Source organism: Hydrogenophaga sp. PBL-H3 (genome assembly GCF_010104355.1).
Taxonomy (GTDB): domain Bacteria; phylum Pseudomonadota; class Gammaproteobacteria; order Burkholderiales; family Burkholderiaceae_C; genus Hydrogenophaga.
Genome location: NZ_CP044974.1, coordinates 18,900 through 33,505, shown reverse-complemented (window position 1 = coordinate 33,505; position 14,606 = coordinate 18,900). Strand labels below are relative to the sequence as shown.

Annotated in this window: 12 protein-coding genes and 1 pseudogene; 11 read left to right on the top strand and 2 right to left on the bottom strand. The window is 60.2% G+C overall.

Features of this window, described 5'->3' with window-relative positions:
• Positions 1 to 26: 26 nt before the first annotated feature.
• Genes F9Z44_RS22355 through F9Z44_RS22340 form a run of 4 tightly spaced genes read left to right on the top strand, consistent with a single transcriptional unit; the run spans position 27 to position 3,831 of the window.
• A complete protein-coding gene (locus tag F9Z44_RS22355; RefSeq protein WP_162147771.1) occupies positions 27 to 779 on the top strand; it encodes a type 1 glutamine amidotransferase in 753 nt (250 codons plus the stop codon).
• 36 nt (positions 780 to 815) lie between these two features.
• Positions 816 to 2,165: an aromatic ring-hydroxylating oxygenase subunit alpha gene (locus F9Z44_RS22350; RefSeq protein ID WP_159597439.1), complete on the top strand. Its 1,350-nt coding sequence runs from the start codon at positions 816 to 818 to the stop codon at positions 2,163 to 2,165.
• Positions 2,162 to 2,806, top strand: a complete 645-nt coding sequence (locus tag F9Z44_RS22345; RefSeq protein ID WP_083944717.1) for an aromatic-ring-hydroxylating dioxygenase subunit beta — start codon at positions 2,162 to 2,164, stop codon at positions 2,804 to 2,806. The genes F9Z44_RS22350 and F9Z44_RS22345 overlap by 4 nt, the downstream gene beginning before the upstream one ends.
• 11 nt (positions 2,807 to 2,817) lie before the next feature.
• Positions 2,818 to 3,831 carry a ferredoxin--NADP reductase gene (locus tag F9Z44_RS22340; protein WP_032490114.1) on the top strand — a complete coding sequence of 338 codons (1,014 nt, stop codon included), beginning with the start codon at positions 2,818 to 2,820 and terminating at the stop codon, positions 3,829 to 3,831.
• A gap of 285 nt (positions 3,832 to 4,116) precedes the next feature.
• Here the strand turns inward: F9Z44_RS22340 and F9Z44_RS22335 are convergent.
• Together F9Z44_RS22335 and F9Z44_RS22330 are read right to left on the bottom strand one after the other, a co-directional pair.
• A pseudogene (locus tag F9Z44_RS22335) lies at positions 4,117 to 7,033 on the bottom strand (Tn3-like element IS1071 family transposase).
• 118 nt (positions 7,034 to 7,151) lie between these two features.
• Positions 7,152 to 7,799: a LysR family transcriptional regulator gene (locus tag F9Z44_RS22330; RefSeq protein ID WP_159597438.1), complete on the bottom strand. Its 648-nt coding sequence runs from the start codon at positions 7,797 to 7,799 to the stop codon at positions 7,152 to 7,154.
• A gap of 502 nt (positions 7,800 to 8,301) precedes the next feature.
• Here F9Z44_RS22330 and F9Z44_RS22325 point away from each other — a divergent pair.
• The 7 genes from F9Z44_RS22325 to F9Z44_RS22295 all read left to right on the top strand — a co-directional run bounded on the left by F9Z44_RS22325 (position 8,302) and on the right by F9Z44_RS22295 (position 14,295).
• A complete protein-coding gene (locus F9Z44_RS22325; RefSeq protein WP_068673263.1) occupies positions 8,302 to 9,048 on the top strand; it encodes a dioxygenase family protein in 747 nt (248 codons plus the stop codon).
• A 383-nt stretch (positions 9,049 to 9,431) separates the two neighbouring features.
• The gene (locus F9Z44_RS22320) at positions 9,432 to 10,379 is read left to right on the top strand and encodes a Bug family tripartite tricarboxylate transporter substrate binding protein (RefSeq protein ID WP_159597437.1); all 948 of its coding nucleotides are present in this window, start codon (positions 9,432 to 9,434) and stop codon (positions 10,377 to 10,379) included.
• A 58-nt stretch (positions 10,380 to 10,437) separates the two neighbouring features.
• Positions 10,438 to 10,986 carry a MarR family winged helix-turn-helix transcriptional regulator gene (locus tag F9Z44_RS22315; protein ID WP_083944094.1) on the top strand — a complete coding sequence of 183 codons (549 nt, stop codon included), beginning with the start codon at positions 10,438 to 10,440 and terminating at the stop codon, positions 10,984 to 10,986.
• 13 nt (positions 10,987 to 10,999) lie between these two features.
• Positions 11,000 to 11,335 (top strand): YciI family protein, encoded by a 336-nt coding sequence (locus F9Z44_RS22310; RefSeq protein ID WP_068673269.1) that lies wholly within the window; start codon positions 11,000 to 11,002, stop codon positions 11,333 to 11,335.
• Between the two features lie 9 nt (positions 11,336 to 11,344).
• Positions 11,345 to 12,424, top strand: a complete 1,080-nt coding sequence (locus F9Z44_RS22305) for a maleylacetate reductase (RefSeq protein ID WP_068673271.1) — start codon at positions 11,345 to 11,347, stop codon at positions 12,422 to 12,424.
• Complete coding sequence (locus tag F9Z44_RS22300) at positions 12,417 to 13,604, top strand: muconate cycloisomerase family protein (RefSeq protein ID WP_198161201.1); 1,188 nt, start codon at positions 12,417 to 12,419, stop codon at positions 13,602 to 13,604. Before F9Z44_RS22305 ends, F9Z44_RS22300 begins: the two co-directional genes overlap by 8 nt.
• Entirely contained in the window at positions 13,567 to 14,295 is a 729-nt protein-coding gene (locus F9Z44_RS22295) for a dienelactone hydrolase family protein (RefSeq protein WP_232062356.1), read from the top strand. Before F9Z44_RS22300 ends, F9Z44_RS22295 begins: the two co-directional genes overlap by 38 nt.
• Positions 14,296 to 14,606: the final 311 nt, after the last annotated feature.

The window sequence follows — 14,606 nt, the reverse complement described above, 5'->3', positions numbered from 1 at the left end:
GAATGGGAGATTTTCTGATGACTGCCATGAAGAAGTACGCAGTTATATGGTGCTCGGATGCATCGGGTGACTTGGAGTTGCAGGAAAAAATGATCTCGGCCTTTGGCCGGGAAAATGAAGAATGGGAGATTATCCAGCCTGTTGAAAATGATTTTCTCGAGAAGGCATTCGATTATTCAGGGCATGTCATCAGCGGCAGTCCCAAGTCGGTGATCGATGACGCGCAGACGCCCCTGGTGAGCAACCTGCTGGCGTTCCTGCGAGGTGCGGCGCAGCGTGGCGAGGGGCCGGTGGTCGGGCTTTGCTTCGGCGCCCAGGCCATCGCAGCCGCTTTGGGCGGGGAGGTCGGGAGAAATCCGTCCGGTCGCTTCAAGCTGGGCGCGGACCGGCTGGAATGGAGCAGCGAGGCCCAGGTGCTGTTTGGCCCTCAGGTCGGCGCAGGCCCCACCGTGCTGGTGCAAAGCCACGGCGAATGCGTGACCACCCTGCCGCCGGGCGGCGTTCAGCTGGCGTCCTCGCAGACGATCCCGCACGAAGTTTTCCTGGTGAATGGGCAGTTCCTGGGTATCCAGGGGCACCCGGAAGCGGATCGGCAGTTCCTGCAGCAGAAGCTCATGGCCTACCACCGTGCGTTGTTCGACGACGACGAATGGGTCCGCGTGCAGCAGGAATCGCAGCAGGCCCTGGATCCCGAGCGCGTGATCGCGTTGGGGCGGCGCCTGCTCGACGCGGGGCGCCTTCCCGCGACACCGCAGGACATTTCGGCCTTGCCGGCCTAAGGCCATAGGCAATCGAAGAGGAACAAGGAAACCCCCATGACAAACACCGCCAAGATATCCGTCCTTCCACGGACGCCCGCCGCCCAGGGCGACTGGGATGATCTGGTCCAGGAAGATCGGGTGCATCGTCGCCTCTATACCGACGAAGCCATCTTCTCCCGCGAGATGAACAACATCTTCGCGGCCACTTGGGTCTATCTGGCCCACGAGAGCGAAATCCCCGAGCCCAACGATTTCAAGCAAGCCTGGATCGGTGTGCGCGAGGTCATCGTGACTCGCGACGAAGAGGGGCAAATTCGCGTGTTCTCCAACCGTTGCTCGCACCGCGGCTCAACCGTCTGCCGCGAGCACCAAGGAAACGCCGCCAACTTCACCTGCCCCTACCACGGCTGGCGTTTCGACAACCGAGGTCAGTTGTTCGGCATTCCCGGCAAGAACGCCTATGGCCCGGCCTTCAAGGCGCGCGACATGCACCTTGCGCGGCCTGCGCAGGTGGCGTCGTACAAGGGCTTCATCTTCGCTACCCTGAACTCCGAGGCGCCGCCCCTGGCCGAGCACCTCGGCAATGCCACACGCTATCTGGACGCCTGGATCGAGCACAATGGGGGCGCTCAGAACATCGTCTTGGCCGGCGCTCAGCGCTTTCGCGTCGGCTGCAACTGGAAACTGGTCTGGGACAACGCGGGCGACGGCTACCACGTGCCGTTCTCGCACCAGTCGCTGCTGGTGATGACCAAGGAACGCTACGGTGGCGGCGACATGGCCTACTTCGCCGACGCCGACCGCACCCGCATGAGCAACAACGCGCTCGACAACGGGCATACGGTGGTCGACCAGCGTCCCGAGATGCACCGCAACTCCGCCTGGCGCGAGCAGCGCCCGCAGCCGGGGCGTGAGCCCTACGAGGCCCACGTGGCCGCCACCCACAGCCGCGATCAGGCCCAACGCGTGCTCGACACCACTGTCGGGGCGGGCATGAACCTCAACATCTTTCCCAATCTGGCGCTGATCGGCAACCAGGTGCAGGTGATCCAGCCTCTGGCGGTGGGCGAAACCTCGGTAAGCTGGCATGCCACCCGGCGCAGAGACGTGGACGCAGAGGTCAACACCATGCGCCTGCGCACGCAGGAGGATTTCCCCGTCATGGGCGAGATGGACGACGCCGCCAACTTCGAGGAGTGCCAGCGCGGGTTGTGCAACAGCCCCGAGGACGAGTGGGTCGACATGAGCCGGCACCACGAGTCCGGCAAAGACGTGCCGGTCGAGGACGGAATCATCCGCGGACCGGTGACCACCGAACTGCACATGCGCAACTACTACGCGCAGTGGAAGCGCCTGATGCAGGCAGAGCCAACGCTGCGCATGGACAAGGGGAGGCTGGCATGAGCACAGCGACGCAGCAACCCGCCGCTGGGCGGCAAGGGTACCGCCATCAACCGCCATCGCTGTATGTGGTCGCATCGTTCTACGACTGGCTGATGGACGTCTCCGCCGACCTGGCCCGGGCGGTGGTGCGCGAGCCCGGCACCGTCGATGCGGCGCGTGAGCGCGACATCGTCCGAATGCTGACCGTGGAGGCGAGGCTGCTGGACCAGGGGGCGCTCACGCAGGACGCATACGTCCAGTGGCTGGCACTGTTCGCCGAAGAATGCGTCTACTGGATTCCTGCTGTCTCGCCCGCTCCGGACCCGAGATGCAGCGTCACGCTGGAATTCCACGACAGGCGCCGCCTCCTGGACCGGGTGACGCGGCTGGGAACGGGGCTGGCCTTCTCGCAGTTCCCGACCTCTCGTACCGCTCGCCAGTTCAGCGGACTCGAGGTGTGGGCGAGCCCAGGGCGCTCGGACGAATGGCGTGCGCGCTACAGCTTCACGCTGGTCGAGTCGCGCGAGGGCCACGGCCGCGTGCTGGCGGGCTGGAATGGTTTCGTTCTGCGCGAGACGGAAGCTGGCCTGAGCATCGTGCTCAAGCAGGTCAATCTGATCGACAGCGACCGCCCCCAGGGCAACAACTCGTTCTTCCTCTGAAGGCGGCGTCAATGGCGAAGCGGGCGCAATCCCTCACCATCACCGACGTCACGGCCCAGGGGAGCGACGCCATCCTGCTCAGCCTGCGCGTGGACGATGAGCAGCAGCCGAAGTTCACGTTCCAGCCGGGCCAGTACCTGACGCTGGCGGTCGAAGTGCAGGGCGACGAGCACTGGCGCTGCTACTCGATCACCAGCGAGCCCGTGACAGGGCAGCCGATCAGCGTGCTGGTGCGCCGCGTTGCCGGCGGCCGCGTCTCGAACTGGCTGTGCGACAACGCCCGGCCGGGCCTGCAGTTGCAGGTTCTTCCCCCCGCCGGGCACTTCACCCTGGCGCGGCCCGGGCAGCCGCTGCTGCTGTACGCCGGCGGCAGCGGCATCGCACCGGTGTTCGCGCTGGCTCGCGAGGCGCTGGCGCGCGGTGCGGCGCGCGTGCGGCTCTTCTACGCTAACCGCGACCGGGCCACGGCCATGCTGTTGGCCGAGTTGCAGGCGTTGCAGGATGCCGCTGCGGGGCGCCTGGAGATCGTCCACTGGTATGACGCCGAGCAGGGCCTTCCTACGCAGGCCGTTCTGGTGGCGCAGGCGCAGGGGCTGGACCAGGCCGACGCCTACATGTGCGGTCCGGAACCCTTCATGCACGCCGTGGGCGCCAGTCTCCAGGTCGCCGGGTTCGATGCCCAGCGTGTGCACCGGGAGGACTTCGGCGCCGCCGTGGAAGGTGCGAGCGAGGAAGCCGCAGGTGATGGCCCCGAGGCGCTGCTCACGGTCCTGATGAAAGGCCAGACCCACGCCGTGCCGGTGCGTGCCGGCGAACTTCTGCTGTCCGCCATGCTGCGCGCCGGACTGCCAGCGCCGCACGCCTGCCGCGTCGGCGAATGCGCCTCGTGCATGTGCCGCCTGCAGGCCGGCGAGGTGCAGCGCTTGGACAGTTCGGTGCTCGACGAGGACGACGTGGCCGCGGGCTGGTTGCTCGCTTGCCGCACCCGTGCCGCCAGCCCTGCGCTGCAGGTGCGATTTTCATGACGCTGGATGCTTGCAGGCAGCCACGAGCCACCCAAGGAGCACCATTCATGACCCGAGATGGTCCGACCACTCCCCAATGGGATTTGATCCGAGCATTCCTGGCGCTGGAACGGCATGGCAGCTACGAAGTGGCTGCGGAGCTGGGGTCTCCTCGTTTTCAGTGCAATAAGTGACGGTACGAAAAGCTAGCACTGGCGCGGAGGTGGTGTTGGTAGATCGTTGATTTCATTGACTTTCCTGTTCACTTTCAAATCTGCGATTCGTGGCGTCAAACCGTGGTCGGTTTCATCCATTGGTGCCAGTTATCGATGCATTTGGCCGCGAAGGCAGGATTTGGTCAGCATAGCGGTCAACCGGGAAGCGAAACACACCCCGCAAGTTGATGCTCTCCAGCCTGGTGGGCGCAATCTTCCCGATCAGTTCCGGTGGAATGACCTGGCGGCGGTTCGACCAGCGATCCAGGACCGCCTGCATCTGTGAGGTATTCCACGCCATCACGATGTTGGCCATCAGGCTCAACGCATCGGCCACAGCCTGCATTTCATCGACACGTTTGGCCTGCGCCGGGCTGATCCGGCCGGTATAAATGGCGCGCTTGAGGGCGTTAACAGCCTCGCCCCGATTGAGCACCCGGCGCAACTCGTTCCTGAAAGCGTCCTTGACAAAGTAGTCAGCCAAAAACGCCGTACGCAGCAACCGCCCCAATTGCACGCCAGCCTCATAGATTGGATCGCCCTGGGCGGCAGAACCGAACCGCGCAAGAGCTGCCACCGCACTGGCATGTCCGCTCATGACCGAGGCTGCCAGGTGCACCAGACTATCCCAATGCTTTTCGATCAAAGCGACGTCGACATTGGCTTCGCACACCGCAGCGATTTCTGCGGGCACTTTGGTGCCGCGTGGCACAAAGAGGTGGCGCTGTTTGAGTTCCTTCAACCGCGGGCAAAGATCAAAACCAAGCAAACGGGCATGTGACATGGCAAAGTCGGTGTAGCCATGGGTATCCACAGCAAGCTGGCTGGTCTCCAGCTTTTCTTGGCGGATGACACCTTCAATGGCCACGCCCGCCTGGCGCTCATTGAGCACAAAGGGCTGCGCATGGAAGATGCCCCACCGGTCTTTTACATGGGAGTAGATTCCAATGGAAGGTGTGTTGCGCCGAGGATCAAGCCGGGCTTGCCACACCCGTTTGGTGGTCTCCATGGTCATCATGTCAGAAGATGCCAAATCGGACCGCCCCCAGGTGGCGGCAATCGGGTGTCGCTGCATGAATTCCAGCACAGCCTGGCAGGCCTGGCTCAGACGCCGTTCGTCCCGCGCCCAGCGCATGGCCTGGCGAATGCTGGTGGCAGACAATTGCGGAATCATGCGCGCGCATTCGACCGCAGTCAGACTGGTGCCGTGGGCCATGATGCCGGCATAGACCATCAGCAGCTCGTCGGTAGAGCGCGGCTCACGTCCGAGCATGATCCAGCTAAAGCGCACCTGGGCGTCAACGGCCAGAATCACTTCCGGCAATTGAACCTCACCGATGCGGTGATCCAAAGCCGCGCGCAGCTTGGTCACTTCTGGGTCTTCGTCCTCTGCGGGCAATGGCGACAAATGGAGTTCATCATCCACGCGCAGTACGCCACTGCGGGCTGCAGCGGCCACCGCATCGACACCGGCAGTTACTCTGGCCAGCAAAGGCTTCAAGAAAGTGGCAGCCTTGCTGGGTAACGATAGACGGGCATAGTGTTTCTTGGACTCTGCCTGCCAACGCTCGTCCGTGAAGAACAAGCGCGCACGACCCCGAAAGCTCAGGCTGTGCTCAATCCAGACCGAGCCATTGCGCACCGCGCGGCGCAGGGCAAACAGGGTGGCCACCTCCAACGCCTGAAACGCCCGTTCCCGGTCTGGGCTGGAGATCGAAACCTGCCAGATCATTCCCAGACTTGGTGCCACCACTTCAACTGGCAGCTTTCTGGATCCTTTGAGATATAAAGCTTGCAGCTTGGCAAGGTACTCGATGGCAGGATGCTCGCCGGTGGCCTGCCAGGGCAGCTTTGCAATGGCGACGAGCAACGACCGCACGGGGCGAATTCCATCAATCAATCCCTCGCGGACCAGGGAGGCCCTGCTCGGTGGTTTGCGTTTCTGGGTTTCGGTGATCAAGGCTTCAAGACGGGCACGCAACTCAGCATCTGGCACCGCACCTTGCGCGCTCAAGGCAACAAGTTCGCCGAGCAGCGTTTTGTACATTGCGGCCCAATTGACGGTAGCGGGGACATCGGCGGCAGCCTGACGCCACAGATCGGCGATCCGGCGCTGCACCATAAGGATCAACTGGTCTGTGGTGGTGAACAGGCAATACCGAAGAAAGCATGCGACCTCCACGGTGCGCGCTGGCTCTTTGATCTTGGCTCCGGCTGAGGGCGGCCTGGAGACAAGTCGGCGCGCGTAGCGGCGCAAGATGAGATCGGGGATGTCTGCCAGGTGCTTATGAACGTCCAGCGTGTAAAGCAGGTCGATGCGCTCCAGTACCTCGCTGATTTGGCGGGTTGAGTGTTTCGCCGGTGCAGCCCATAGCCAACTCTGCTGGGTTTGTCCATCTGGGCGCAGCTCTGAAACTGAGGCTCGCCAGCGATCAAGTGTTGCTGGATCAACGCTGGCGGCGATGGCGGTGCCTGTTTCAACTTCAAGCTGGGCAAGTGCCGCCGCAATCAGTGTCCGAATTGCCCGCTCGTGCACGATCACCAGCTTGTTCTTGTACAGCCATTGACGCGCCCGCACGAGTAGCTGATCGCGGTCGGCGCAGCGCGCCACTTCGTCGCGCAGTTCACGTACCAGTGAGCGGCGCTGGTGCTCGCTCATCCACTGGAATCCAAGGACCGTGCAGGCTACTTGTTGGTGATCGAATAGCGTGCGCCCGCGTTCATACATGGCTCTCAGCGAGGCGACTTCTGGTGCTGCAATGCCAAGCTCGTTGCCAAGGTGGCGCCACAAGGCTACTGGAATTACCCGAAAGGCACCGAGCAAACGCCCACTCATGCGCAGGAAACCAATATGGAGCGCCAGACCAAGCTTGTGGGAATCACCTCGGCGTGCATTGATTGCGTCGCGCTCGGCACCATCGAAGGTGAAAAATGCCTTCATCTCGAAGTCGCTGATATCGCGGGGGAGCCCACGCATCCCCAAAAAACGTTGTGTGCCAACCCTGCATCGTGAACCTCAAAAGTGGGAGGCCACCATACCCGTTTACAAAGCGAACAGGAAAGTCAATGAAATCAACGGTCTACCCAGACCACCCCCGCGCCAGTGCTAGCTTTGCGTACCGTCACTTATTGCACTGAAAACGAGGAGACCCCTAGCAGCTCGTCGGCAAAGCTGGGGCGAGGTGCACTGGGGAACACAATCAACGGCTCGTCGCGCAGTTCAGCCATTGCAACACTAGTGTTGCCAGTGAGTGGGTGATCGGCATGCACGGCAAGGACGATGGGCTCCCGCCACACAATTTCAGACGCAATATCAGGCTCTGACCTGTAGTAGCGAGCAAAGCCAACGTCTAACCAACCCTCGCGCAGCGCACGAATTTGGCGGTCCTTCGTCAAGCTTGACAACCGAACAGCGACCCGAGGCTTAAGTTGCCGGTACTCGCCCAATAGGCGCGGTATCACGCCAAAGATCACCGATCCATAGTAGGCCACTTCTATGTGGCCGAAATCCCCCCGTGCCGCGCGCTGGGATTTCTCAACCGCGTCGTTCGCTACGTGGAGCGCCCGCCTTGCCTCCTCCAGGAACACCGCACCTGCCGCAGTCACGTCTACGCCGGTCGGAGAGCGATCAAAGAGTTCCACCCCAATTTCCGCTTCGAGCTGCTTGATCATGCGCGATAGGGGCGGTTGAGACACGTGAAGCCGCTGTGATGCACGGCGAAAGCTGCGCTCTTCCGCGACGGTAACGAAGTACCGGAGGTGACGGAGTTCCATAGAGACCTACACCGATACCTTTTTGGTAATCACGATTCCAAAGATGATATTGGATCAACAGGCGCGCAGTCCGTACATTCCACGGTCGCGAGATCGAGCAGGGATGTGGATCGGTGGAGCCGGAGGAGGTATGCATCGCACGCTGCAGCTGGCGTGGATTGCATGCACCCGCCGCATTGATCGCGTGCCGGACTGGAAAAGTGGTGCCCGAGAGGTCGCTGTGATGGCGGATTAACCCCGTCAGCGTCGCGGGGAACGACACAGAGTATGTCGGTGCGCGCCCGATTTCACGCGGGCCGCTGGCAGATCCGCCGCACATCTGCTGTCGCCAAGGCGGCACTCAAGGTCTACACGCAACGAACAAATGGGCCTAAGTACGTTTTTCCCACTGAGCCGACGTAGCCGCGCACCAATCCTAGGGTCAACCCTAGGCTAGAAAGACAGACATTAGGTCGATAATCCGCCGCATTCCTTCAACCAGAGCAACGCAAAGGAGAGCTCCATGGCAAACCGCGTCGAAACCGTGGTCTACGACATCGTGAAAGCGGTGCGTGAGGTCCTGTCCCGTCACGACGTCACTTTCGAGGAATACCGCGCAGGCGTGGGCTTCTTGATGCAGTACGCGAAGGCGCCAGAGTACGAGATCCCTCTGGTTTGTGATCTGTGGTTCAACGCCACCATCACTGACAATGAAATGAAGCACCGCAAGGGCTCCACTACGAACGTCGAGGGACCGTACTTCCTGGAGAACGTACCGGTCATCAACGACGAAATTAAGACTCTCGACGATGGCAGCGAGCCTTTGGTACTCGAAGGGCGGGTGACGGACCTGGCGGGCAAGCCTATTAAGGGCGCGGAAATGTTCGTGTGGCACTCGGACAATCACGGACATTACAGCGGTTTCGATCCTGAACTTCCCCAAGACTCCTACCGGGGTAAGAAGATCATTGGTGCAGACGGTGAGTACCGGATTCGCACCCGTGTTCCTGCGCCGTATCCGATTCCGCATCACGGGCCGAGCGGCAAGCTGCTCGAGATGATGGGGCGGCATCCTTGGAGGCCGGCTCACGTGCACTTCAAGATTCGTGCTCCCGGTTTTCTGGAGCACACCACGCAATCGTACTTCACGGGCGGAAAGTGGGTCGATAGCGACTGCGTAGAAGGTGTTCGTCCGGCGCTGATTCACAACCTTGAAGATGCCAACGGCGCCAAGGTTCTGCGCAAGGACTTCAAGCTCGATCCGGCGTAGTCGGTCGGCATCACCAGTGGTCCAAAGTGGTGATGGGCGCGAAACGGTAATTGGGGTCGCGGGTGCATTTCGCACCATCGTCCCGTCGCACCTTCGCGACGGAATGGAGCTCCCTTTGCTGGGCCGCCATTGAGTCGTTTTCTCGGCGGGCGCGCGGAAATGAGCAATCGACTGGCCTGCGGATCACGATAGGACATGCAGCTGCCTTCGGTGGTCTCGCTTCCGCAGCGTCAGGTCTTGACTGGCGGCATGAAAGAGAGCTGTGAGTACCCGCACGAGTATCTGTCTGCGAAGCGCTTCGCTAGGGCGAAAAGGTCTCTGCGGGCGTTTAGTGTGAGGCTTGATGAAATATGACTGGTCCTACTTCTATCCGCAGACGTAAATTGCTGCTGGGCACTGGCGCCGGTTTGGTGAGCGTCGGCACTTTTGCGCAGCAGAATGCTTACCCAACGAAGCCAGTCCGTATCGTTGTGCCCTTTGCTGCAGGTACGGCGAGCGACTCACTCACTCGTTTAATCGCAGAGGGACTTGCCGAGCGTCTGAAGCAGCCTGTTCTCGTGGAGAACAGGCCGGGAGCAGGCGGAACGGTGGGCACTGAGCTGGCCTCTCGTAGCCCACACGATGGCTACACATTGCTGATGGCGGCTACGCCGAACGTGGCAATCAATCCAACGCTGTATGCGAGTTCTTCACTCGAGCCGGACAAGGCGTTTCGCGCGGTCGGCATGGTGGCGTCCGCTGCGAACGTCATCGTGGCTGGAAATCACATGCCCTTCAGCGATTTTCCCGGCATGCTTTCCTACGCGAGAGCAAATCCCCGGAAACTTACCTTCGCAACGTATGCGGTCGGGAGTACTGGGCATCTGGCTGGCGCCATGCTGAACGCGCGCGCAGGCGTTGATCTTCTTCATGTTGCAGCGGGCGACCCGCTCTCCCTAGCTGTCGGCGAACACGTCCAGCTGGCGTTCGTGACGCCCACCGCAACGTTGCCGTTGGTTCGCAGCGGCAAGCTCAAGGCTCTCGCTGTTACTTCCGCTAAGAGGCTCGGCATTGCACCGGACATTCCGACAGTTAGCGAGTCCGGTCTAAGGCACTTCAGTGCCGTAGCCTGGTATGGCTACGTGGTTCCACGGCGCACGCCGGACGAGATTGTTCGCGTACTGGAGGCTCACCTGCAAAGCACGATCCGCTCAGCAAAATTCGAGACCTTCGCGCGCACCAGTGGTAACGAGATCACTTGGCTCGGTTCAGACGAGTTCTCCTCTTATATGGAGAGCGAGCGCATCAAGTGGGGCGAGGCTGTCCGCAGGTCAGGTGCGAGGGCGGAATAGCCCGGCTCCTGCTCGCCTTGGGTCCGTAAAGAGAGCGTCGCGATGAAGGCAAGAACCTATGAAACCATCACCCTCAACTGAAGACGGCCTCGCATGGGCCCCGGATCCTAATGCAACGATGGGCTCTCTGACGGGAACTCTCAGCTCTCTGCTGCGAATCCCCTTCGAGGCTCAGGCATCACGGGTCTATAAGGCGCTCGCGACGTCGGGATACCCAGAAATACGGGAAGCTCATGGCGCTGTATTTAGGCACTTGCCGTTGGTGGGCGCCTCTGTGTCGGATTTGGCCAGACGCGCTGGGATGGCAAAACAGAGTATGGGTTATTTGGTCGACTCATTGGTGTCCCTCGGATACTTGGAGATTCGCAAGGATCCGTCCGACCGGAGAGTGAACATCGTACAGATGTCTCCCAAAGGTATCGAAATGATGCGCATCGCAACAGACATTGGTAAACGCATCGAGAACGAATGGGCTGAGCGGATGGGCGTGGTGGAGATGGGCTCGCTTCGAGCGCTGCTCAAGCTTTTGGCAAGTTCCATCCCAGATCTTGCCAATGCCGATGCCGATCCCGAAACGCGGCCGCCGGCCGATGTCTCATCGAATTAACACTGGAGAAAATATGTACGTCGCAATCTTCTTTCAGGATCTCCCAGGTACCGCCTCTAAGAGGCAAGCTGTCGTATCCGAGCACCGCAAGTATATGGAAGTGAATGCTGCAAAGGTGCTTGCTGCAGGGGCCACATTCACCGATGACGGGAAATCTGTTAAAGGAGGCAGTTACGTGGTGAAAGTGGCTGATATGGCTGAAGCCCGGAAGTTCGTAGATGACGACCCGTTCACCAAAGCAGGTTTGCGAGCTGTGGTGTTCATTCAGCCTTGGATTCGAGCGGTGTTCGACGGGAAGTTCAATATTCCCACCGATGACAGTCCGCTCTACGCCGACTCAGTTGCTTGAGCCCCTGCGATGCCTGACTTCACATATCAGGGCCTAGCCAGCCGGGTAGTCTTCGGCCGTGGGACGATATCCGCATTGAAGCGGGAGGTCGAGGCCCTTGGCTGCCGGCGAGTTCTGGTTGTCTCCACCTCACAGCAGACTGCGGATGCCGACCGCGTGAAGGCTCGCCTTGGTGATTTGCACGCGGCGACCTTTTCGGGCGCTGCCATGCACACACCCACTGATGTTACGGCCCGTGTTCTGGAGCTTGTGCAAGAGCAAGCTATAGACGGGGTGGTGGCCATTGGTGGTGGGTCGTCCATCGGTCTATCTAAGGCAATTGCACTGCACACCGATCTACCTCAGCTCGTGGTGCCGACGACTTACGCCGGCTCGGAGATGACACCAATACTGGGGCAAACCGAAAACGGAGTAAAGACGACGCAGCGGACACTTAGAGTGCTGCCGGAAACCGTTGTCTACGACGTTGAGCTGACGCTCACTCTTCCGCCCTTAATGTCTGTTGCGAGCGGCTTAAATGCTTTAGCCCACGCCGCTGAGGCGCTTTATGCGCAGGATTGCAATCCGATTGTATCGTTGATGGCGTCAGAGGGAATTACTGCCCTATACGACAGTCTTCCGCGCATCAAGTCAGATCCAGCCGATCTGGACGCTCGTGCGAGCGCGCTGTATGGATCATGGCTGTGCGGGATTTGTCTGGCGTCCACCTCCATGGGACTGCACCACAAGCTTTGTCATACGTTAGGGGGAACTTTAAATCTTCCTCATGCCGAGACACACGCGGTGGTACTCCCGCATGCTCTCGCTTACAACACGCCTGCCGTGACAGACGCACTCAAGATTATGGAGCGTGCACTTGGAGGCGGCGACGTGCCGGCCAAGCTGTACGACATGACCAAGAGCAGCGGCGCCACAGTCGCTTTGAAGGACCTCGGCATGGCTGAATCGGACATTCCTGTTGTTGTTCAGGCCGTAATGAGCAAGCCATATGCGAACCCAGTGCCGCTCAGTGCTGGCGCCATCGAAAAGCTGCTCAGGAACGCATGGGGCGGTGTGCGTCCGGATCAATCAAATTCTCCGCATGCATAACATGTCCAGCCAACAAACCTTAGGTGCACAAACCGGTGGAGCGCCGACCGACACCATCGAGTCGATTGAAACTCAAATCGTCGATCTGCCACTGAAGAAAGTTCACAACCACTCCAGTGGAACGCACGGGACACAGTCGCTCGTAATGGTTACTCTGAGAACCAGTAGTGGTGCCGTCGGCTATGGCGAGGGCGGAACCCCCGCCGGCACTGCTTTCTGGGGTGGTGAATGCAGCGAGACCATCAAGGAGATCATAGATAGATACCTAGCGCCGGCCGTGCGGGGCGTCAATGTCTTTTCTCACGAGTTAATTCTCAAAGCGATGGACCGTGCGTCAGCCAGAAACAACTTTGCCAAAGCGGCGGTCGATGTCGCCGTGCATGACGCTGTGAGCAAGTTGTACGGTGTACCGGTCAGCGCGCTTTACGGTGGACGGGCACGATCTTCGATTCCTGTACTGTGGGCTTTAGCGTCCGGTGATCTCTCATACGACGTTGCAGACGCGGAGCGGCAACTCGAGGCGAAAAAGCATCGAACCTTCAAGCTTAAGATCGGAATGGGGGATCCTTTGGAGGAGACGGCCCGCGCGATTCAAACGGCCGAAGCTGTATGGAAGATCGACGCCGCCGCCGTGTTCACGGTAGACCTCAATCAAGCTTGGGACGAACCGACTTGCATGCGCCTGCTGCCCAGATTGCAGAGGGCGGGTTTTGGGTTGATCGAGCAACCACTTCCGCGGTGGAACCATGAAGGTATGGCGCGGGTCGCAGCGCGCCTGGATATTCCCATTGCTGCCGATGAAGGTCTTTGGGACAGCCATGATGCATACGCCTCCTTCAAGGCCTGTTCGACTGACGTGTATGGCGTAAAAATCGCCAAGGGTGGTGGCATCCGTCGAGCGTACAAGGCCGCGGGTGTGGCTGAGGCTGCCGGGATTCCGATTTACGGTGGCATGGCGCTAGAGAGTTCCATCGGGACAGCCGCGGGCCTTCAGCTATTCAGCGCGCTGCCGGAGCTCGCGTGGGGATGCGAGCTGATTGGTCCGCTGCTGTTAGCCGATGACCTTACGACTGCACCTACGGTCTATCGGGACTACGAAGTGGTCGTTCCGGACGGAATCGGGCTCGGGGTCCAGCTTGACCATGAGAAAATCAACTTCTACGCACGAAAAAATGGATAGCTTTAACTTCAGAATTCCTTCTGCGCACGGCGATTTTGACGGGTACTTCACGTCGAGGGCAGACTCACCGCAGCCAGGAATCGTTTTGCTGCCCGAAATTTTCGGAGCAAACAATGCGATGCGCTTGGCGGCCGAGCAATTTGCTGACGCTGGCTTCGCCGTGCTCGTTCCGGACGTGTTCAACCAGATCTCCCCTCGCATTGAGCTCGGGTATTCCGATGCGGAGCGTACAAAGGCAATCGGTTTGTGGGAATCGATGGACGAAACCCTTGGTGTCGCTGACTGCTATGCGGCAGTGGACGCTTTGAGAGCGCACCCGAGCTGCAATGGTCGGGTGAGTGTCCTCGGTTTCTGCCTTGGCGGGAAGTTTGCGCTTAACATGGCTGCGAACGGCGGTATCGATGCCTGTATTTCCTTCTACCCAGTTCGCGTCCAAGACTATCAGGAGTCGCTCTTTTCATTGAAGTGTCCCACTCAGGTGCATGTAGGTGACCAAGATGCTCATATCCCGCCGGCGGTTCAGGAAATCCTAGAGAAGGCCTTGAACAAGCCTGGCCAGCAGGAAACACTTGTATATGCAGGTGCCGGTCACGGATTCTTCAATTCGATTCGCTCATTCGGGTATGCACCTGACGCAGCGACGAAATCGTTCGAGTCCACGGTCAGCTTTCTCAAGGCTAACGTAAGCTAAGAATGGTGGACGCGCGCTTAGGTCCGCGGCCAGAGGTAAACTAGCTCTTTGCGCTGAAGTACCACCATGTGGTTCCTTCGACATTGTTCTGACCCGCCTTGCGGGCTTCCCTGAGCCTAGGCAGCAGGCAGCAGGCAGCAGGCAGCAGACGACAGGTAAACGCAGAGGCGAAGTCAGAAGGCAGAGGCACAGGCAGAGGCAGAGGCAGAGGCAGAGGCAGAGGCAGAGGCAGAGGCAGAGGCAGAGGCAGAAGTCGGCGGGATAAGAAATTCGCGGCGGTTCGCTCACATTCTTATCTGCAAGTAGAAGGA